We start from the raw sequence: 19,363 nt of genomic DNA, 5'->3' as shown, positions 1-19,363 counted from the left end.
CAACCAGTAACCTGTGCTGATGCAGGTCTTGGTCGTCGACAACTACGACAGCTTCGTGTTCAACCTGGTGCAGTACCTCGGTCAGCTCGGGGTGCAGGCTCAGGTGTGGCGCAACGACGACGACCGACTGGCCACCGATGCCGACATCGCCAAGTCCGCCGCTGATTTCGACGGTGTGCTGCTGTCCCCCGGCCCCGGCACGCCCGAGAGGGCGGGCGCCTCGATCCCGCTCGTCAGGGCGTGCGCGACGGCCGGGACCCCGCTGCTGGGTGTCTGCCTCGGGCATCAGGCGATCGGGGTCGCGTTCGGCGGCACCGTGGACCGTGCACCCGAACTGCTGCACGGTAAGACCAGCGTCGTCCACCACGCTAATTCCGGTGTGATGCAAGGACTTCCGAACCCCTTCACCGCCACCAGATACCACTCACTGACGATCCTGCCCGATACGGTGCCCGACGAACTCGAGGTCATCGCGCGCACTGAAGGCGGCGTCATCATGGCTGTGCGCCATGTCGGGTTGCCGATCCACGGCGTGCAATTCCACCCCGAATCGATCCTGACCGAGGGTGGGCACCGGATGCTGGCGAACTGGCTGGGCTACTGCGGCGCAGGGCCCGCCGAGTCCCTGGTTCGGCAGCTGGAAGACGAAGTCACCGGCGCCATCGCCGCGGGCCGGGAAGCGGCTACGACGCGAAGCTCAGCGTGATCGTCTCCCCGAAGTTGACCCCGCTGCCGGGCGCCGGGTTCTGAGTCACGACCGCGTTGGTGCGCTGACCGCTGTTCTGCACGTCGGCACCCTTGTCCAAAAAGCCCGTCCAGCCCAGCGCTCGTAGCCGCGGCTCCGCGTCCGTCCAGAACATGCCCCGCAGGTCGGGCATCAGGAACTGGTTGCACGCCGACAGCTGCAGCTGGATGGGCGCGTCGACCGCGGTGTCCTGTCCGGCCGTCGGCAAGGTGCCGATGACCTGTCCGCACGGTTCGGGGCTGTCGACCTGGACCGACACGACATTGGTGAACCCGGCGGCCGTCAGGATCTCGCGTGCCGGCGCCTCCGGCTGGTTCTCGACGTTCGGCACGGGACGGCTCTGAGGACCGGAACCGAGGACGATCGTGATCTCGTTGGTGATCGCGGACGTCTGATTGGCCGGGGGATTGGTGCCGAGCACCTTGTCCTTCAGCTCGGGTGTCGACGGCGACGATGACGACTTGAACTTCTCGAAGCCGGCCTCTTTCAACCGCTCCGTCGCCTGGGTGTAGGTCAGGTTCTTGACGTCGGGGATCTCACGCTGCTCCGGGCCGGTGGAGACGTTGATGGTGATCTCCTCGCCCGCTTCGACAGACGTGTCGGCGCTGGGGTCGGTGCTGATCACGTGGTCGGGAGGCACCGTCGAGTCCGGACGCTGTTGGGTCCTGGTCTTGAATCCGCGGTTCTGCAGCTCGGCGATCGCGTCCGCCGACGGCTGACCGCTGACGTCGGGCACTTCGACGCTGCGGGTGGTTCCGCCGAACATATTGATCGCGACGGTGACCACGACCGTCAGGATGGCCAGCACCGCGACCGCAGCCAGCCACCGGGCGACCGAGCCGCGACGGACGCGGTCGCCGTCGTCGTGGGTCGGCACCGGGGGCATCGGTTCGATCGGCTCGGTGCGTTCGTGGCCCGTCGGCGCCGACAGCAGCGAGCTGCGTTCGGCGTCGGTGAACACCTTGGGTGCCTCAGGTTGTTCACCGCTGTGCACCCGGACCAGATCGGCGCGCATCTCGGCGGCGGTCTGATACCGGTTGTCGGGGTTCTTCGCCAACGACTTGAGCACCACCGCGTCCAGTTCTGGGCCGATCGCGGGATTGCGCTGCGACGGCGCCACCGGATCCTCGCGGACGTGCTGGTAGGCCACCGCCACTGGCGAGTCACCAACGAAAGGTGGCTCACCGGTGAGGATTTCGTACAGCACGCAGCCCAGCGAGTAGACGTCGGAACGGGCGTCGACCTTCTCGCCGCGGGCCTGTTCGGGCGAGAGGTACTGCGCGGTGCCTATCACCGCGGCGGTCTGGGTGACGCTGTTGGCGTCGGCCAGCGCGCGGGCGATGCCGAAGTCCATCACCTTCACCGCGCCGGTCTTGCTGATCATGATGTTGGCCGGTTTGACGTCGCGGTGGATGATGCCGTGCTGGTGGCTGAAGTTGAGCGCCTGGCAAGCATCGGCGATCACCTCGATCGCGCGCCGGGCTTCCATCGGGCCGTCGTTGTGAACGATGTCGCGAAGCGTCACGCCGTCGACGTACTCCATGACGATGTAGGGCAGCGGACCAGCGGGCGTCTCGGCCTCGCCGGTGTCGTAGACCGCGACGATCGCCGGGTGGTTGAGCGCTGCGGCGTTCTGGGCCTCGCGGCGAAACCTCAGATAGAAGCTCGGATCGCGGGCGAGGTCGGCGCGCAGCACCTTGATCGCGACGTCGCGGTGCAGCCGTATGTCGCGCGCGAGGTGGACCTCGGACATGCCGCCGAAGCCGAGGATCTCGCCGAGCTCATAGCGGTCGGACAGGTGTTGCGGGGTCGTCATTGCAATGTCTGTTCTGGAGCCGAATACCGCTGGTAGGGCTCCTGTGCCGGGGCTGACGGCGATACCAGCGGCATTGCCGGTGACGTCATCGCCTGCGGTGTGGTTACCCCTGATTGTCCATCACCACCGCCACCGCTTTCGCGGACGGTCCCCTCCGGAAGCGCCGCCGGCGACTCGAACGGGGTGGTCTCGGTGATCGTGTTGGTGATCGTCGGCGGCGGGGTCTGCTTGTCCTGGCGGTCCTGGGCGTTGAGCACGATCAGGATCGCGATGATGATCGCCAACGCTCCCAGCACGCCCGCGGCCCACAACAGGGCGCGCTGGCCGGAGGAGAAAGTCCGCCGCGGCGGGGGAGGGCGATGGCTGCCGGTCGCCGAGCGCGGACGCGCGGCGGTGGCCGGGGCGCGCCCGGTCATATCGGCGGCGGCGCGGGCCTGCGTGGCCGACGGCACGGCCGTGGGCGCGGCCCGTCCGATCGAGGGCGCGGCGTTCGGCCGCGGCGGGCGCCGTCCGGAGCGCACCGCTGCCACCGCGTCGGCGAACGCACCGCCGGAGCGGTAACGCATGCCGGGGTTCTTGACGAGCGTGATCTCGATCAGCTCACGCACGTTCGGTGGCAGGTCGGCGGGAAGCGGCGGCGGTGTCTCCTTGATGTGCTTCATCGCCACCGTCAGCGCACCGTCACCGGTGAACGGCCGCTTACCCGAAACCGATTCGTAGCCGACGACTCCCAGCGCGTAGACATCGCTGGCCGCGGTGGCGTCGTGCCCTAGCGCCTGCTCGGGGGCGATGTACTGGGCGGTGCCCATCACCATGCCGGTCTGCGTGACCGGTGCGGCGTCGACAGCCTTGGCGATACCGAAGTCGGTGAGCTTGACCTGGCCCGTCGGCGTGATCAGGATGTTGCCCGGCTTCACGTCGCGGTGCACCAGCCCCGCGGTGTGGGCGACCTGCAAGGCGCGGCCCGTCTGCTCGAGCATGTCGAGCGCATGGCGCAGCGACAGCCTGCCGGTCCGTTTGAGCACCGAGTTCAGCGGTTCACCGTTGACGAGCTCCATCACCAGGTAGGCGGTGCGTCCCTCGCCGTCCATGTCGGTCTCGCCGTAGTCGTACACGCTGGCGATGCCGGGATGGTTGAGCATGGCGACGGTGCGGGCCTCGGCGCGGAACCGTTCGACGAACTCGGGGTCGGTGGAGTACTCGGCCTTGAGCACCTTCACCGCGACGCTGCGGCCCAGCCGCGAGTCCACGGCCTCCCAGACCTGTCCCATGCCGCCGGTGGCGATCAACCGCTTCAACCGGTAGCGCCCCGACAGCGTCACTCCTACGCGAGCCGTCATACGGCCCCCCGGTCACATGCCACGCCGACCGCGTGCTGCCGGGCTGTCATGAGCCCTCCCGCAGGGCCGCGGCGATCGTGGCCCTGCCGATCGGAGCGGCCAGCGCGCCGCCGGTCGCCGACAGGCGGTTACCGCCGTTCTCGACCAGAACCGCGACCGCCACCTTGGGGGCCTGGGCCGGGGCGAAGGCGATGTACCAGGCATGCGGAGGGGTGTTGCGTGGATCGGTACCGTGCTCCGCTGTGCCGGTCTTGGATGCGATCTGCACGCCGGCGATGGCTCCCTTCTGCTGAGTCACCTGCTCGGCGGCGACCATCAAGTCCGTAAGTGTATCGGCGACCTGCTCCGACACCGCCCGGCGCTCTTCCTGCGGCGCCGTCGTGGCGATGTTCGCAAGGTCCGGTCCCTTCAGGTTATCGACCAGGTACGGCTTCATCGCCACTCCTTTGTTGGCGACGGCCGCGGCGATCTGGGCGTTCTGCAGGGGTGTCAGCGCGACGTCCTTCTGCCCGATGCTCGACATGCCCAGCGCGGCGGCGTCGGGGATGGGACCGACGCCGGACTCGACCACCTGCAGCGGGATCGTCGGCGCCGGTGCGTCGAGCCCGAACCCGCGCGCCGTCGAACGCAGCGCGTCGGCGCCGGTGTCGATCCCCAGTTCGACGAACGCGGTGTTGCAGGACCGGGCGAACGCCTCCCGCAGCGACGTGGTGGGCCCGCCGCCGCAGGCCGAGCCGCCGAAGTTCTCCAGCGTTGCGGTGCTGTCCGGCAACGGGATTCGCGGCTCCGCGGTGAGCTGCGTGTTCACCGTAGCGCCGCGCTGCAGCGCCGCCGCGGTGGTGATCACCTTGAAGGTCGACCCCGGCGGGTAGGTCTCGGAGATCGCCCGGTTCAGCAGCGGCGATTCGGGGTCGTCGCGCAGGCGCTGCCAGGCCTCGGTCTGGGCGGCCATGTCGTGGGTGGCCAACAGGTTCGGGTCGTAGGACGGTGACGACACCATCGCCAGGATCTTGCCGGTCGACGGCTCGATGGCCACCACCGAGCCCTTGCACGGACCGTCGCAGCCCTCTTCCATCGCGTCCCAGGCCGCCTGCTGCACCTGCGGCTTGATCGTGGTGTCGACGTTGCCGCCGCGCGGGTCGCGGCCGGTGAAGAAGTCGGCGAGCCTGCGGCCGAACAGGCGCTCGTCGGAGCCGTTGAGGATGGAGTCCTCGGCACGTTCAAGCCCGCTGCTCGAGTACTGCAGCGAGTAGAAGCCGGTGACCGGGGCGTAGGCCAGCGGATTGGGATACACCCGCAGGAAGCGGAACCGGCCGTTGGTGGACACCGAATACGCCAGCAGCTGGCCGCCCGCGGAGATCTGCCCGCGTTGCCGGGAGTACTCGTCGAGCAGCACCCGCTGGTTGCGGGGATCCGAGCGCAGCCCGTCAGCCGTCAGCACCTGCGTCAGCGTGGCATTGCCCAACAACAGCACGATCAGAGCCATGACCGTGACGGCGATGCGGCGCAGCGAGGTGTTCATACTTTCTCGATCACCTCGGTGCTGGCCGCCGCGATCGGGGTGGGCGTCTGGGGTCCGGCGATGATCGGGCGCCGCGCGGCGTGCGAGATGCGCACCAGGATCGCCAGCAGTACATAGTTGGCCAGCAGCGACGAGCCGCCGTAGGACAGCCACGGCGTTGTCAGCCCGGTCAACGGAATGAGTTTGGTGACACCGCCCACGACGATGAACAGCTGCAGCGCGAGCGTCGATGCCAGGCCCGCGGCGAGAAGCTTTCCGAAGCTGTCCCGCACGGCGATCGCGGTGCGTAGGCCGCGGATGATCACGATGGTGTAGAGCATGAGCACCGCGGCCAGCCCCACCAGACCGAGCTCCTCACCGACCGCGGCGATGATGAAGTCGGTCGACGCGGCCGGCACCGTGCCGGGCTGACCGTTGCCGAGGCCGGTGCCGAAAATGCCTCCGGTGGCGAAGCTGAACAACGACTGCACCATCTGGTAGCCCGCGCCGTCGGGATCGGCGAACGGGTCGAGCCACGTCTGCACCCGCACCTGCACGTGGTCGAAAAGGTGATATGCCGCAACGCTTCCCGCGGCGAACAAGGCCAGCCCGATGACAACCCAGCTGAGCCGGTCGGTCGCCGCGTAGACCAGCACCAAAAACGACGCGTACAGCAGCAGCGAGGTGCCGAGGTCCTTCTCGAAGATCATCACGCCGACTGAGGCGATCCACGCGGCCAGCAGTGGCGCGAGGTCGCGGGGGCGGGGCAGATCCATGCCGAGGACGTGTTTTCCGGCGCTGGTGAACACGCTGCGCTTGGATACCAGGACCGCGGCGAAGAAGATCAGCAGCAGAATCTTGGAGAACTCGGCGGGCTGAATCGAGAAGCCCGGCAAGCGGATCCAGATCTTGGCGCCGTTCTGTTCGGACAACGCACGCGGCAGCACGGCGGGGATTGCGAGCAGGACGAGGCCGCTGAGCCCGCACACGTAGCCGTAGCGAGCCAGCAGGCGGTGGTCACGAAGAAAGATCACGATGAGCGAGAACCCGACGACACCGAGCAGGGTCCACAGCATCTGCTGGTTCGCCGTGCCGCCGAGTCCGTCCTGGGACAGCTCGCCTGCGGCGAGGTCGAGGCGGTGAATCATCACCAGTCCCAAGCCGTTCAGCAGCGCGACGACCGGCAGCAACAGCGGGTCGGCGTACGGGGCGAAGCGACGTATCGCAAGGTGCGCACCGCTGAAGAGCGCCATGTACGCGACGGTGTAGCGCGCGAGATCCCAATGCAGTCCCTGTTCCTGGTTCGCCTCGACGAGCAGGAGCGCAAGGGTGGTGATGACGGTGGCGAAACCCAGCAGAAGCAGTTCGGCGTTGCGCCGGTTGGGAAGTGGTGGCGCGACGGAAACGGCGGACTGCGGTTGGGTCGTCATGAGACTTCCCGGCAGTTGACTCCCGGCTCGGGTGGCGGGGGCGGCAGCGCGGTGACGGTCGGGGGCGGCGGCGGTTTGGGAGTCGGCGACTCCGGAGATTCGGGCGGCGGCGGTGTGCCCGGTTCGGCCCGCGGAGACTCGGATGCGGGCGGCGGCGGCTTCGGTGTCGGCGGCGGCGTCACCGTTCGCGGAGTCTCGGGTGCCGGCGTGCCCTCCTCACCACGAGGGGGCGGATTGTTCGGCAGCCCGGGCGAATTCGGCGGCCCGGGACTGTGCGGCGCCGTCGTGCGCGGCGCCGGTGGTGGCGGTGGCGTACAGATCGGCAGCAGAGAATCGCGGGCCAGCTGGTTGATCTGGGTGATCGCCTGATCCTCCGACCCGGTCGGCAGGCCGGAGATGACCTGCCGCTGTTCGGACGGTTTGAGGTCACTCACCCGAAATGGCTGACAGTCGCGCGGTTCCTGGCCGGGACTGATCAGGGTCAGCCCGTTGCGTTCGGTCAGGCAGCCCTTTCGGTACGGCTCCTGCAGCGGGTAGCCGAGGATCGATCCGGGCACACCTCGCATGATCGAGACGACGTCGTCATGGGCTGTGACGTAGAAGTTGCTGCGGATGATCTCGCGACCGACGGCCAGTCCGGCCAGGACGACCAGCACCACGAGGGCGGCGGCGATGAACATTCGCCGCCGCGACTTGGGCGGTCGCGGCGGTTCCTCCGGTTCCGGTAGCGCGCGCTTGGCTTCGTTGCGTCGCGGGTTGAACGCCGACGCGCGACCGGCCGCGGTGTTGGGCGGTGGTTGGTCGTCATCACCCGATACCGCACCGGCGATGATCGGTTGGGTCTGCCCGTAGTCGTAGGCGTTGTTGTCGATGACGTCGGCCACCACGACCGTCACGTTGTCGGGACCGCCGCCGCGCAACGCCAATTCAATGAGCCGGTCTGCACTTTCGGCGACGTCGGAGATCTGCAATGCCTCGAGGATGGTCTCGTGGCTGACCGGGTCGGACAGGCCGTCGGAGCACAGCAGATAGCGGTCGCCTGCGCGCGCCTCGCGCATGATGAGCGTGGGCTCGACCTCGTGGCCGGTCAGCGCGCGCATGATCAACGACCGCTGCGGGTGGCTGTGCGCCTCCTCGGCGGTGATGCGGCCCTCGTCGACGAGCGTCTGAACGAACGTGTCGTCCTTGGTGATCTGGGTCAGCTCCCCGTCGCGCAGCATGTAACCGCGCGAGTCGCCGATGTGCACCAAGCCAAGTCGGTTGCCCGCGAACAGGATTGCGGTCAACGTGGTGCCCATGCCCTCGAGCTCGGGGTCGGCCTCCACGTGCGCGGCGATCGCGGAGTTGCCCTCGCGCACCGCGGCGTCGAGCTTGCTCAGCAGGTCGCCGCCGGGTTCGTCGTCGTCGAGATGGGCAAGGGCGGCGATCACCAGCTGAGAGGCCACCTCGCCCGCGGCGTGCCCACCCATACCGTCGGCCAGCGCGAGCAGGCGGGCGCCGGCGTACACCGAATCCTCGTTGTTCGCCCGAACCAGGCCGCGGTCGCTGCGCGCGGCGTATCGAAGCACCAGGGTCACGGGCGCAGCTCGATTACCGTCTTGCCGATCCGAACCGGCGTGCCTATCGGAACGCGTACCGCCGTCGTCACCTTCGCCCTGTCGAGGTATGTGCCGTTGGTCGATCCTAGGTCCTCGACGTACCATTCCGAACCTCGAGGTGACAGCCTCGCGTGGCGCGTCGAGGCGTAGTCGTCGGTCAGGACCAACGTCGAGTCGTCGGCGCGCCCGATCAGCACCGGCTGACTGCCCAGAGTGATGCGGGTGCCGGCCAGCGCACCCTCGATGACCACCAGATGCCGAGCCACGTTACGGCGGGCTCGGCTGGGTAGCAGCGCGGCGCGCAGCGGCAGCCCGCGCCGCACCATGACGGCGCCGGTCGGGGCGTAGAGATCTGTCCGCAGGATTCGCAGCACCGACCAGATGAACAGCCATAGAAGCAACAGGAATCCGACGCGCGTCAGTTGCAGTACCAACCCCTGCATCTGACGTCCTCTCCGTCTCCATCCCGTTCAGCCGCCTCGGCAACGCAGCCAGCCTCGGCACCGTCACGATACTTGGACGGTTACCGACATGAGGGGGAAGCGACAGCTTCTCCGCCCCGGCGGGCGCTCAGTGCACGCGGACGATGATTTCGGAGTGGCCCAGCCGGATCACGTCGCCGTCCGCGAGCTGCCACTCCTGGACGGGCGCGTTGTTGACGGTGGTCCCGTTGGTGGAGTTCAGGTCGGACAACAGCGCGACCTGACCGTCCCAACGGATCTCCAGATGCCTCCGGGACACCCCGGTGTCGGGCAGCCGGAACTGTGCGTCCTGGCCGCGGCCGATCACGTTGGTGCCCTCGCGCAGCTGGTAGGTGCGACCGCTGCCGTCGTCGAGCTGCAGCGTGACGGTCGCGGCACCCGTGCCGTAGTCGGCCTGGCCGTAGCCACCGCCGTAGCCGGCCGGCTGACCGTAGTCGTAGCCGCCGCCCGCGGGCTCGGAGTAGCCCGGTTCGGCGTAGCCGCCTGCGGGCGCGTCACCGTAGCGGCCGTAGTCCGGCGGTGCGCCGTAGCCCTGGTCCTGCCGCCCGTACGGCTGACCGCCGTAACCGCCCTGGTCGGGATAGCCGCCTTGATCGGGGTAGCCACCCTGATCCGGATAGGCGGGCCGGGGTTCGGGACGGCCGTAGCCACCGTCCTCGTGGCGGCCGGGGGCCGGGGGACGCCCGTAGTCGTAGTCGGGCCCGGGTGCACCGCCGTAGCCGGGCTGGCCGCCCGGCGGGGGACCGTAGCCACCCGGAGCCTGGCGGTAACCCTGATCCGGGTAGCCGCCCTGCGGCGGCGGGCCGTAACCGCCCGGCGGGCGCTGCTCGTATGACGGCGGCGGGTAGCCCTGATCGGGGTAGCCGCCCTGGTCGTGGTAGCCACCTTGGTCCGGGTAGCCGCCCTGGTCCGGATAGCCACCCTGGTCGGGGTAGCCGCCCTGGCGCGGGGCGTACGGATCGCCCTGCGGGGGGTAGCCGCCCTGCTCGGGCGGGGGATAAGGGCCACGGTCGTCCGGGCGGCCGTAGCGATCGTCCTGCGGACGGTCGTAGTACTCGTCGGCGGGCCTCCCCGGCCCCTGGCCGCCGCGGTAGGTCGGGTTGTCGCTCATCGGTGGTACTCCTGATTCTGCGCTGGACGCACGTACATGGTGTGGTGGTGCGGGTTCGCCAGTGGTCGTGTCGGGATTGACCGCTCCACGCGCGCGAAACTGTCCGGTGTGCAGGGTGGGTGATTGTTCGAACCTGACGACCACATCACCATACGTTTGCCACCCCTGCTCACGGATGTATCCCTCCAAGTGCTTGGCAAAAGTCGCTGGCGTGAGGTCTGGGTCGGCGCTCACCTTCTGATAGTCAGGCACACTGAGGGTAATGACGTAGTCGTTTGGTGCCAAAACCTGACCGCCGAGCACTTCGCGTCCGCCGGTGTCGGCCTCCCGCCGAAGCATCGCCTCGACCTCCTGCGGGACGATCGAACCGCCGAACACCCGGGCGAAGGCATCGCCGACCGTCGACTCGAGCTTGCGCTCGAAGCGGTCGACTAGACCCATGTCACCGCCCGCCTCACTCGGTTGTCGTCCGTCGGCCCTGCTCACCGCGACGGGAGCCAGCGTGTCGCCTGACCACATTGTTCATGTGCATGGTATCGGCCGAGCGCCGGGCAGCGGGACCAACAGAACTCTGAGAATCGAAACACCGCAGTTCAGCGCCCCCGATCACGATCAACCGAACGTGCCCGGGGGCCGGCCGGTACGGTTGGGGAGCCGGGTGTCGTGCGTGATAGGCTCCCCCGGTTGTTGGGGCGAGTGGCGGAATGGCAGACGCGCTGGCTTCAGGTGCCAGTGTCCTTCGGGACGTGGGGGTTCAAGTCCCCCTTCGCCCACAAGGAGCGGTTCTACGAACTGCAGGCACAGAGGTCACGAACCAGAAATGGTTCGTGACCTTTGTGTTTGGTGAGGACTGCCCGAGTGAACCTCCCGGCGGCAGCGCCGCGGGAGATTGAGTGCAAGTCCCCATCTGGATGGTCGCTTGAAGCGGGGTCGCCCCGATCCGCCAGTCGATCCTCAGCGTTGTGCGCCACTTGTCGACCGGGTCTGCGACGCATTCTGGTCTGGCGGCATCTCCAACCCGCTGGAGGTCATCGAGGAGATCACCTACTTGTTGTTCATCCGGCGTCTCGACGACCTGGAGACGCTGGAGGAGCGCAAAGCTCGCCTTGGCGCGGCCGGTGAGCTTCGTTTCGGTTCAGACCAACAAGAGCTCCGGTGGGCGCGCTTCAAGAATCAGGAGCCGGCTGTCATGTTCGCGACGGTCGGGGAGAGGGTCTTCCCGTTCCTGCGGACCCTCGGTGGCGACGGCTCAACCTATGGCGAGCATATGAAAGATGCCCGGTTCACCATCCCGGCGCCGCAACTGCTCTCAAGGGTGGTTGATCTGCTCGACGAGATTCCGATGAACGACTGGGACACCAACGGCTATCTCTACGAGTACCTGTTGTCCAAGATCGCGAGTCGATGGCACCGCGCCGGCCATATTGAACTTGCTGAACATGGGCCGATCAGTTCTGCACGAAGATCATGCAGAGCAACGCGAGCAGCCCACCGCCAGCCACGACACCCGTGCCGGCCTTCTCTAAGTCCTGAGGGTTCGGTGCGTCGATGTTGACATTCGGAAAAGAGGTCAGGCGGTCCCGAGCTGGGGAGCGGTGTAGAAGGTGATGGGCTCGGCATCTCGACGCCGGGAAACGGTGCCAGCAAGGGGTTTTGGGGTGGCCCGGCTGTGCCGGGCGCCGTCGGACTTTCCAGCCAGGCGGCAGCCGGTGATGACCCGATTTTCCTTCACGGTTGGCAGATCACCAATCGGTACGTTGTCCCACGGGGAGTTCGGAGCATTATGCGGGTTAAAGTCCCAGTGCGGATTGTGGTACTTGTCGCCGGGGAAATAGCGCCACTCGCCACCATTTTCATCCCAGAGGCTCGGTTAAGTGCCGGTTCTGGGTGCAGGAAGATCGGCCTGGCGTAAGCGGCAGTCCGACTTCGCGGACAAGATGGTGTTGGCCTTGGTGCCGAACTCGATCTCTATGCCGTCATCGCCGCCGAACATGACGTCGTGGTCGCCCGGATTGTCGACAAGTGTGGTCATGTTTGTCGCGCCGAGGCGCGCGGCACCATCCTTGACGATCGCCAGGGCGGGCGCCCACTTGTCATCTGGTACCGGCCCGCCAAACACGATGTAGACATACACCTGAACTCCGGACGTCCTGGCGTACGCGCCACCGCAGCCACGCCAGCTGTCTTCCTTAATTTGCCACGTCAGGCCCGGCACGAGCGCGGCGACCCGATCAGCCATGTCCCGCAACGCATTTCGGTACTGCTCTTGCGCCGCTTCAAACGGTGGCTTCGAACGAAGCGTGGCTTCTGGATCGCTCATCGACGTGGTCATACCACCATCCTCTTGGCCGGGTTCCGACCCGCTACCGCAGCCGGTCATGATGAGTAGCCCGATAAGGGTCAGCGCGATCATTCTCGCGACGCGTATCGCCACGTTCAGCCTCCCGGTATCGCTCGCGGCAGCGGTATCTGGCCACCCTGCGGGATGAGAGGAACCGCGGGCGGTGGTGGCGCGAACACCAGTTCGTTGTCCGGTAGTCCGGCCACGACGGCCGCCAGGTTGTAGCCGGACATGCGCAGGTTGCCGTCGTTGTCCGCGCGCGGGTAGTCGGCGTGGCTTTGGACGCCCTCGCGGAAGGCGTCGCCGGCATCGAAACCCGCCTGCGACGACAGCTCGGGCAACATGCCGGCATACGGGTCGGCACCCCAGCCGTGCAGCGGAGCTGTCGGCGCGACGAAAGTGGTGATCGGATCATCGGGCGCTCGCATTACATACGCGTTGTCGGCGCCAAGGCCGAGCTGCTCTGGATTGGTGAGCCCCAAACCGGGCGAGCCGTAGAAGACCACGTCGTTCACCGGATGCACGCCCTGAGCGTGCAGGTCCTGCAGCGCCAGCGACGACGTCAGCGAGCCGTAGGAGTGGCCAAGCAGCGTCACGTGTGCATCCGGATTATTGGCCCGGACCTCTTGGAGGTACGAGGACAGTCCGGCCGCACCGGCATGGGCCTGATCATCGGTCATCGTGGTCCACAGGTCCGCGGGGCTCTTGGTGTCAATGGGATTGGGCGGTGCGTCGTACCCGAGCCATGCGATTGCCGCGACCGAACCCGGCGTACCCACCCGATCGAGCTGGCGCTGGGCGGTATCACGCAGATTGCTTGCCTCCGTAACCATGTCAGGCAAGCTTCCGGGTGTCGTGCCCACACCGGGCACGGACACCGACACGTTCTTGGCGGTGTCCGGGTTACCGACCGCAACCGCGGCCAGTACCGGCTTGCCCGTGCCCGTGCGCGGATCGAACATCGTCAGGTACGTTTCCGGAGCCTTACCGAGTGCGTCGTGCACCGCGTTCAGATCACCGAGGTAGCTTTTGGCGTCCGTCAGCTCCTTGCCGAGATTTTCCAGCGCACTCATCGTGGCCGGGCTGTGATCACCGGTCGTGTACGCCTGGGCAGCCAACTGGTCGTAGCGGCTCTGCAATTCATCGACGGTGGCTTGTGTGCTCACGCGCTCCTGGTTCAGGCGGCGCTCGTTGACGTCACTGGCGATCTGCGTCGGGGTCAGGCCAGCCGGCCCGACGGGCGGTCCGGCGTCGTGCGGAATCGGCTCGGCACCGGTGGCCATGTTGATCGCGCGGGCAAGCTCGTCATCGACCTGCTGCGCTTCGGCCATAATCGACGCCAGCTCAGCTTGCAGCTGCTCGGTCTTGAGCAAGATTTCCATCGGATTGCCACCGGCGTTCGGCCCCGGCACAACCGTGCTCGTCACCGGGTCGATCTCCATGCCGAGCCGCGAGGCTTCAGCGCGCAGGTTAGCCAACCGACTCTTAACCGACTCGACGGCGCCAGCTGCCTGGTCGGCCGCCCGCGCGACAGCTAGCGCTTCGTTTCCGTGCGCGTCGAGATCCTTGCGCAGTTGCTCGTTCGCGTTTTTCGCCGCTTCAGCGGCGTCACCGCCCCACGACCCGAAAGCCGGTAGCGTGGCGATGCCATCGCGGGCCTCGAAGGTGGCCTCCGCCCGGCCGCGCGCAGCGTTAAACACTTCGCGGACATCTCCCGCGTCCCAGCGATCAATATCGGCAACCGAGACCGTCACGGCAAACGACCGCTAGAGCCCAAGGTCAACGACGTTCATTTGATCGCCTGTGGCCGTGAGGTTCTCCGCGTTCTGTGCGTCAGTCTGCTCGTAGGCAGCCGCGCCAGCACGTAGCGCCTGACTGTGTTCGACCAGACGACCGAAAAGGGCAGTCGAGTCCGCCTCCCACTTGGAGACGGCTCCGGTCAACGCCATGGTGGACCCCGTAGGCACACCCTTCTGCGCGCTCTCGATACGACCCGTTGCCGTCCCGTGCTGTAGCCACATGCCATCGGCGTGTGCATCGACCGTGGACGCGGACACCATCAGATCCTCGGGAGTGACCTGGACCGCCTTCGGCAAAATCCCTCCTCCCACGCCGAGCAAACAGTAGCGAGCTCCAGAATATCGTGGCTGCGGCCGCGCCGTAGGCAGCAGGCTGCAATGCAATACCTGGATCGCGTCCGCGATTTCGCCGGTCGAGCCGCCGGATTTCGGTGGCTCGTCTCATTTGTATGACGTCCCGCCGCGGCTTCGGCATGCCTGAATCTCCGGCCGACTCGGCGCGGGTAATTTCCAAGGCATGCGGAACGACATGCGGAACGCGATCCTTGCGCTCATCTCTGTCGTCGCACTGCTTGCCACGGCGTGCACATCGACCGTCGAGGGATCCGCGGTGAGGGCCGCGGGTGGGCCCACGCTGGATTTCGACCGGTTGGACCCTGGCCGGTTCGCAACGGCACCGCGGGGTCCGCTCGGCGTCGCCGACGACCCGATGCTCGGTGTCGTGCTCGAGGGCCAGCGACTCGCTAACCACGTCATCGGCCCGTGGGAGGTCGACGAGGCGCTGACGGAATGGTTCGGCCTTGGCGCGATGGTGCTGCCACGCGCCGAGGCGCTGGCCATGATCGGTCCGATGAACGTCGCGGCGGCGGCCGCCCGGCACGACTTCGTCACCGGCTTCGCCACGACGCGGACCGAGAAGAACAAGCAGATACTCCTCAACGCGGTGCTGCGCTTCGGCGACGATCGGGCTGCCCAGGCCGCGGCCGACGACATGGCCGACGCGGTATCGCAGCCGCAGGGCACCGATGGACCGTCGCCGAAGCTGGAGATCCCCGGCCATCCCGAAGCACGCGCCAGCAGTCACACCGGGACCGATCGCAACATCGGGAAATTCGGTGCGGTGCGGTCGTTCACCGCGCACGGGTCCTACGTGCTGATGCAGCTGGCCCAGGCGACTGCCGGTATCGACGCCGCCGCCCGGCTGGTGACCGAGAGCCTGGACCTGCAGGCGCCGGAGATCGACAAGTTCCGCGCCACGGACCCGAGCGAGCTGGCCGACATCTCGATCGATCCGACCGGGCTGCTGGCCCGCACGCTCCCGCTCGAAGGCCGTGACCCGACGTTCACCAAGGGCGGGACCTACGAACGGCGCGGCGCACTGCACTTCCAGTCCGATCCTGTGCGGTCGGCCAAGCTCTTCTCCGACACCGGCGTCGACCTGGTCGCGATGGCGGGCACGACCGTCTACGAGGCCGAGGATGTCGCGGGCGCCCAAGGCGTGGTCGAGGAGTTCGCCGAGGAGGTGTCGGCGACGGCCAAGCCGGCTAACCCGGTGCCGGACATGCCCGGCAGCCGCTGCCTGCGCACGAACGAAGGCGGTTTCTACTGTCTGGCCACCGCCGACGAGTACACTATCGAGACCAGTGCCCCGACTCTGCTTGCGGCGCAACAGATGACGGCCGCGCAGTACATCATGCTGATGAGTTAGCCAGTACGCCGCCAAGCACCAGCGCCGCGAGTTCGTCGGCCGCCACGTCGATGTCCTTGATGCGGCGGACGCATACCGCGTACCAGGCGCCACCGGCGATGACGTCCATGATCGTGTCGGCGCTGACGCCGGCCCTGGCCACCCCGGAGGTGACGGCGGCCGCGACGCGTTCGCCGAGTTGACTGCGCGCCGTCGCCTCCAGCCGGTCGCTGAGCACGCGGCGCATGCCGCGGTCTGTGCGCAGGTCGGCGAGCAGCCCGGGGATCGCTTCGCGCACAGCGGGATCGGAGTACATGGCCAGCGCCCCGTGACACAGCCGGGTGATCTCGTCGACGAAGTCGTCGGCAGGCGGTTCTCGGCCGAGGTCGGGAAACAGCGCCTCGTGGACGAGATGGGCCTTCGACCGCCATCTGCGGTAGACGGCGGGCCTGCTGACGTTCGCGGTGGTCGCGATCAGGTCGATCGTGGTCTTCGCGTAGCCGTGTTCGGTGAGCAGTCGGCGCGTCGCTGCCAGCACGTCGGCGTCGATGGAGGGGTCCCGCCGAGACCCGTGCCGGGTGCGCCGCGGTACCGCCGTCTCCGCCATTCCCGCCCCTCCACCCGACATTGTCGTTACAGTATGTCACGACAAGTAGGTGCCGAACGTGGGTTACCCGCACGTCTGCCGCGCCGGATGCGTGCGGGTAACCCACGTTCGCGGGTGACGCCGAGGAGGCCGCGGTGACCGCAGATCTCGGACTACCACTGGCTGCCCCGGGCCAGGACGGCCGCCATCTGTACACCTGTCCGCTGTGTGAGGCCATGTGCGGGTTAGAGATTCACGTCGACGGCGGACACGTCGCGAGCATCCGCGGCAACCGAGACGACACCTGGAGTCACGGGCACATCTGCCCGAAGGGCGCGACGCTGGGTGCGGTGCACGAGGATCCCGACCGCGTCCGCAGACCGCTGGTCAAGGTCGACGGGCAGTGGCAGGAGGTGAGCTGGGACGCCGCGTTCCGCCGGTGTACCGAACTGCTCGCCCCGGTGATCGAGAAGCACGGCATCGGCGCGGTCACCTGTTACACGGGAAACCCACTGGCACACTCGTTCTCGCTGGGTCGCTACACCGGCGTGCTGCTCGGCATGTCCGGCATCCCGCTGAGCTACTCGCCGGGCACGGTCGACCAGTGGCCGAAGAACCTGTCTTCGCACCTGATGTACGGCGGGTGGTGGTCGTTCCCCGTCCCCGACATCGAACGCACCGACCTGCTGGTGGTGATGGGCGCCAACCCCGCCGCATCGCAGGGCTCGCTGCTGGCCGCCCCCGACGTGATGGGCATCATCGACTCGATCCGCAAGCGCGGCAAGGTCATCGTGATCGACCCCGTCCGCACCGCCACCGCGGCGAGGGCCGACGAGTGGCTGCCCATCACCCCGGGCACCGACGCCGCGCTGCTGCTGGCGGTGGCGCACACGCTGTTCGTCGAGAACCTGGTTTCGCTCGGCCGGCTGGCGCCACACGTCGACGGGCTGGAGCGGATGCGGGAGGTGGCGGCGGACTGGCCAGCGGACCGCGTCGCAGCGGTCACCGGAATCGACGCCGAGCGCATCCGCGGGCTGGCGCGCGAGCTCGCCGGCACCGAGCGTTCCGTCGTCTACGGCCGAATCGGGTTATGCAATCAGGAATTCGGCAGCCTGGCCAGTTGGCTCGTCGACGTCGTGAACATCCTCACCGGGCATTTCGACACGCCGGGCGGGGCGATGTTCCCGCTGCCGGCCGCGTGGTCGGTGACCGTGCAACCGATTCCCGGACTCGAGGACGGCGCCGCGGAGTTCGGCCGGTTCCGCACCCGCGTGCGGGGTGCGAAGGAGGTGCTCGGGCAGGTGCCGGTGTCGTGTCTGGCCGAGGAGATCGCGACGCCGGGGGAGGGGCAGATCAAGGCGTTGATCACCGTCGCGGGCAATCCGGTGCTTTCCACGCCGGCCGGGCACAAGCTCGACGAGGCGCTGCCGATGCTCGACGCGATGATCGCCCTCGACATGTGGGTCAACGAGACCACCCGGCACGCGGAGGTGATCCTGCCTGCGCCGTCACCGCTCGAACAGCCCCACCACGACGATCTGATCCTCAACTTCGCGATCAACAGCATCGCCAACTACTCGCCGCCGGTGTTCGAAGCCGAGGACCCCGACCGGCCGCAGGAGTGGGAGATCCTCATCCGGCTGACCGGCCTGTGCAGCGGGACGCCCGCCGAGGACGTCGACGTCACCGCCATCGACGACGGCTTTTTCGACTACATGGCGTTCACCCAGGGCCTCGACGGCGCCGAGGTCCGCAAGCACTACACGCACGGCGGCCCGGAACGCATCCTCGACCTCACCCTGCGCACCGGCCCGTTCGGCGACCGCTACGGCGAGAACCCCGAGGGCCTCACCCTCGAGAAGCTCAAGGCGCAACCCAACGGCATCAACTTCGGGCCGATGGTGCCGCGCATCCCCGAGGTGCTCGGCACCGTCGACAAGAAGATCCGGCTCGCGCCGCAGTACCTGCTCGACGACCTGCCCCGGCTGGCCGCTCGCCTCGACCGCGCCCCCGACGAGTTGGTGCTGGTCAGTCGACGACACCTGCGCTCCAACAACTCCTGGCTGCACAACGTGGCGCCGCTGATGAAGGGCCGGGACCGCTGCACGCTGCTGATGCACACCGACGACGCCGTCAAGCGTGGTGTCGCGACCGGCGACCGCGTCTGCGTGAGCTCCGCGGGAGGTGAGATCGAGGTAGCGGTCGAGGTGACGGACGCGATCAAGCCCGGCGTGGTGTCCATGCCGCACGGCTGGGGTCACGGCAAGCCCGGCACGCGGATGTCCGTGGCGAACCAGACGCCGGGGGCGAACACCAACGTGCTCTCACCGCCGACATTCATCGACGAACCGTCGGGCAACGGCGCGCTGAACGGCATCCCGGTGACCGTCGTCGCCGCGGCCACCTGACAAGATCTTCGACCGTGGGCAAGAACGAACGCGCGAAGATCGTCATGTCCGACGAAGAGATCGCCGAATTCATCGAACGCAGCCGCACCGCCACGCTGGCGACCGTGCTGCCCGACGGGCGGCCACACCTGGTCGCGATGTGGTACGCCGTGCTCGACGGCGAGATCTGGTTCGAGACCAAGGCCAAGTCGCAGAAGGCGGTCAACCTGCGCCGCAACCCGACGGTCACCGTGATGATCGAGGACGGCCACACCTACGACACCCTGCGCGGTGTCTCGATCGACGGCAGGGCCGAGATCGTCGACGACCCGGAAACTGTTCTGCGCGTTGGCATCAGCGTGTGGGAGCGCTACACCGGACCCTATTCAGACGAGATGCGCCCATTCGTTGACCAGATGATGAACAACCGCATCTGCGTGCGCGTGGTGCCGCTGCGCACCCGCAGCTGGGACCACCGCAAGCTCGGCATGCCCGAGATGCCGCTGGGTGGCAGCACGGCGCAGTACCTAGGTTGATTCC

16 protein-coding genes and 1 tRNA gene are annotated in these 19,363 nt (G+C 67.6%); 6 read left to right on the top strand and 11 right to left on the bottom strand.

Annotated elements, in window-relative coordinates; all coding sequences use genetic code 11:
- The first annotated feature begins 19 nt into the window (after positions 1-19).
- Positions 20-706 (top strand): aminodeoxychorismate/anthranilate synthase component II, encoded by a 687-nt coding sequence (locus AAHH99_RS03890; protein ID WP_418767449.1) that lies wholly within the window; start codon positions 20-22, stop codon positions 704-706.
- Here the strand turns inward: AAHH99_RS03890 and pknB are convergent.
- The 7 genes from pknB to AAHH99_RS03855 all read right to left on the bottom strand — a co-directional run bounded on the left by pknB (position 684) and on the right by AAHH99_RS03855 (position 10,464).
- Entirely contained in the window at positions 684-2,561 is a 1,878-nt protein-coding gene (pknB, locus tag AAHH99_RS03885; protein WP_418767448.1) for a Stk1 family PASTA domain-containing Ser/Thr kinase, read from the bottom strand. The two genes, AAHH99_RS03890 and pknB, sit on opposite strands and share 23 nt — an antisense overlap.
- Positions 2,558-3,901, bottom strand: a complete 1,344-nt coding sequence (locus AAHH99_RS03880; protein ID WP_418767447.1) for a protein kinase domain-containing protein — start codon at positions 3,899-3,901, stop codon at positions 2,558-2,560. The genes pknB and AAHH99_RS03880 overlap by 4 nt, the downstream gene beginning before the upstream one ends.
- A gap of 46 nt (positions 3,902-3,947) precedes the next feature.
- A complete protein-coding gene (pbpA, locus tag AAHH99_RS03875) occupies positions 3,948-5,423 on the bottom strand; it encodes a D,D-transpeptidase PbpA (RefSeq protein WP_418767446.1) in 1,476 nt (491 codons plus the stop codon).
- On the bottom strand, positions 5,420-6,832 hold the full coding sequence (locus AAHH99_RS03870; RefSeq protein WP_418767445.1) for an FtsW/RodA/SpoVE family cell cycle protein: 1,413 nt from the start codon (positions 6,830-6,832) through the stop codon (positions 5,420-5,422). Before AAHH99_RS03870 ends, pbpA begins: the two co-directional genes overlap by 4 nt.
- Entirely contained in the window at positions 6,829-8,409 is a 1,581-nt protein-coding gene (locus AAHH99_RS03865) for a PP2C family protein-serine/threonine phosphatase (protein WP_418767444.1), read from the bottom strand. The genes AAHH99_RS03870 and AAHH99_RS03865 overlap by 4 nt, the downstream gene beginning before the upstream one ends.
- Entirely contained in the window at positions 8,406-8,873 is a 468-nt protein-coding gene (locus AAHH99_RS03860; protein WP_418767443.1) for an FHA domain-containing protein FhaB/FipA, read from the bottom strand. Before AAHH99_RS03860 ends, AAHH99_RS03865 begins: the two co-directional genes overlap by 4 nt.
- Before the next feature lie 127 nt (positions 8,874-9,000).
- On the bottom strand, positions 9,001-10,464 hold the full coding sequence (locus tag AAHH99_RS03855; protein ID WP_418767594.1) for an FhaA domain-containing protein: 1,464 nt from the start codon (positions 10,462-10,464) through the stop codon (positions 9,001-9,003).
- 249 nt (positions 10,465-10,713) lie between these two features.
- On the opposite strand from AAHH99_RS03855, the gene AAHH99_RS03850 reads away from it, so the two are divergent.
- Together AAHH99_RS03850 and AAHH99_RS03845 are read left to right on the top strand one after the other, a co-directional pair.
- A tRNA-Leu gene (locus tag AAHH99_RS03850) sits at positions 10,714-10,796 on the top strand.
- Between the two features lie 146 nt (positions 10,797-10,942).
- On the top strand, positions 10,943-11,578 hold the full coding sequence (locus tag AAHH99_RS03845) for a type I restriction-modification system subunit M N-terminal domain-containing protein (RefSeq protein WP_418767442.1): 636 nt from the start codon (positions 10,943-10,945) through the stop codon (positions 11,576-11,578).
- 315 nt (positions 11,579-11,893) lie between these two features.
- On the opposite strand, the gene AAHH99_RS03840 is transcribed toward AAHH99_RS03845, so the two are convergent.
- From AAHH99_RS03840 to AAHH99_RS03830, 3 genes are all read right to left on the bottom strand, one after another.
- Entirely contained in the window at positions 11,894-12,355 is a 462-nt protein-coding gene (locus tag AAHH99_RS03840; protein ID WP_418767441.1) for an LppA family lipoprotein, read from the bottom strand.
- A 104-nt stretch (positions 12,356-12,459) separates the two neighbouring features.
- Complete coding sequence (locus tag AAHH99_RS03835; RefSeq protein WP_418767440.1) at positions 12,460-14,118, bottom strand: alpha/beta hydrolase; 1,659 nt, start codon at positions 14,116-14,118, stop codon at positions 12,460-12,462.
- 12 nt (positions 14,119-14,130) lie between these two features.
- Entirely contained in the window at positions 14,131-14,460 is a 330-nt protein-coding gene (locus tag AAHH99_RS03830; RefSeq protein WP_418767439.1) for a hypothetical protein, read from the bottom strand.
- Between the two features lie 220 nt (positions 14,461-14,680).
- Here AAHH99_RS03830 and AAHH99_RS03825 point away from each other — a divergent pair, with 220 nt between their 5' ends.
- Positions 14,681-15,871: a DUF7373 family lipoprotein gene (locus AAHH99_RS03825; protein WP_418767438.1), complete on the top strand. Its 1,191-nt coding sequence runs from the start codon at positions 14,681-14,683 to the stop codon at positions 15,869-15,871.
- Here AAHH99_RS03825 and AAHH99_RS03820 read toward each other — a convergent pair.
- Positions 15,855-16,457 carry a helix-turn-helix domain-containing protein gene (locus AAHH99_RS03820; RefSeq protein ID WP_418767593.1) on the bottom strand — a complete coding sequence of 201 codons (603 nt, stop codon included), beginning with the start codon at positions 16,455-16,457 and terminating at the stop codon, positions 15,855-15,857. The genes AAHH99_RS03825 and AAHH99_RS03820 overlap by 17 nt on opposite strands.
- Positions 16,458-16,591: 134 nt before the next feature.
- On the opposite strand from AAHH99_RS03820, the gene AAHH99_RS03815 reads away from it, so the two are divergent.
- Together AAHH99_RS03815 and AAHH99_RS03810 are read left to right on the top strand one after the other, a co-directional pair.
- Positions 16,592-18,844, top strand: a complete 2,253-nt coding sequence (locus AAHH99_RS03815) for a molybdopterin-dependent oxidoreductase (protein ID WP_418767437.1) — start codon at positions 16,592-16,594, stop codon at positions 18,842-18,844.
- Positions 18,845-18,858: 14 nt separating this feature from the next.
- Entirely contained in the window at positions 18,859-19,359 is a 501-nt protein-coding gene (locus tag AAHH99_RS03810) for a pyridoxamine 5'-phosphate oxidase family protein (RefSeq protein ID WP_418767436.1), read from the top strand.
- Positions 19,360-19,363: the final 4 nt, after the last annotated feature.

It is taken from the genome of Mycobacterium neumannii, assembly GCF_048452905.1.
GTDB classification, from domain to species: Bacteria; Actinomycetota; Actinomycetes; order Mycobacteriales; family Mycobacteriaceae; genus Mycobacterium; species Mycobacterium neumannii_B.
Note: the sequence above shows the minus strand (reverse complement) of the source record. Positions and strands in the feature narration are given on the sequence as shown.

Coding starts and splice junctions, on each gene's coding strand:
- AAHH99_RS03840 (WP_418767441.1), bottom strand. CDS start 12,355: ATGACCACGTCGATGAGCGATCCAGAAGCCACGCTTCGTTCGAAGCCA.
- AAHH99_RS03860 (WP_418767443.1), bottom strand. CDS start 8,873: ATGCAGGGGTTGGTACTGCAACTGACGCGCGTCGGATTCCTGTTGCTT.
- AAHH99_RS03820 (WP_418767593.1), bottom strand. CDS start 16,457: ATGGCGGAGACGGCGGTACCGCGGCGCACCCGGCACGGGTCTCGGCGG.
- pknB (WP_418767448.1), bottom strand. CDS start 2,561: ATGACGACCCCGCAACACCTGTCCGACCGCTATGAGCTCGGCGAGATC.
- AAHH99_RS03870 (WP_418767445.1), bottom strand. CDS start 6,832: ATGACGACCCAACCGCAGTCCGCCGTTTCCGTCGCGCCACCACTTCCC.
- AAHH99_RS03825 (WP_418767438.1), top strand. CDS start 14,681: ATGCGGAACGACATGCGGAACGCGATCCTTGCGCTCATCTCTGTCGTC.
- pbpA (WP_418767446.1), bottom strand. CDS start 5,423: ATGAACACCTCGCTGCGCCGCATCGCCGTCACGGTCATGGCTCTGATC.
- AAHH99_RS03890 (WP_418767449.1), top strand. CDS start 20: ATGCAGGTCTTGGTCGTCGACAACTACGACAGCTTCGTGTTCAACCTG.
- AAHH99_RS03880 (WP_418767447.1), bottom strand. CDS start 3,901: ATGACGGCTCGCGTAGGAGTGACGCTGTCGGGGCGCTACCGGTTGAAG.
- AAHH99_RS03855 (WP_418767594.1), bottom strand. CDS start 10,464: ATGGGTCTAGTCGACCGCTTCGAGCGCAAGCTCGAGTCGACGGTCGGC.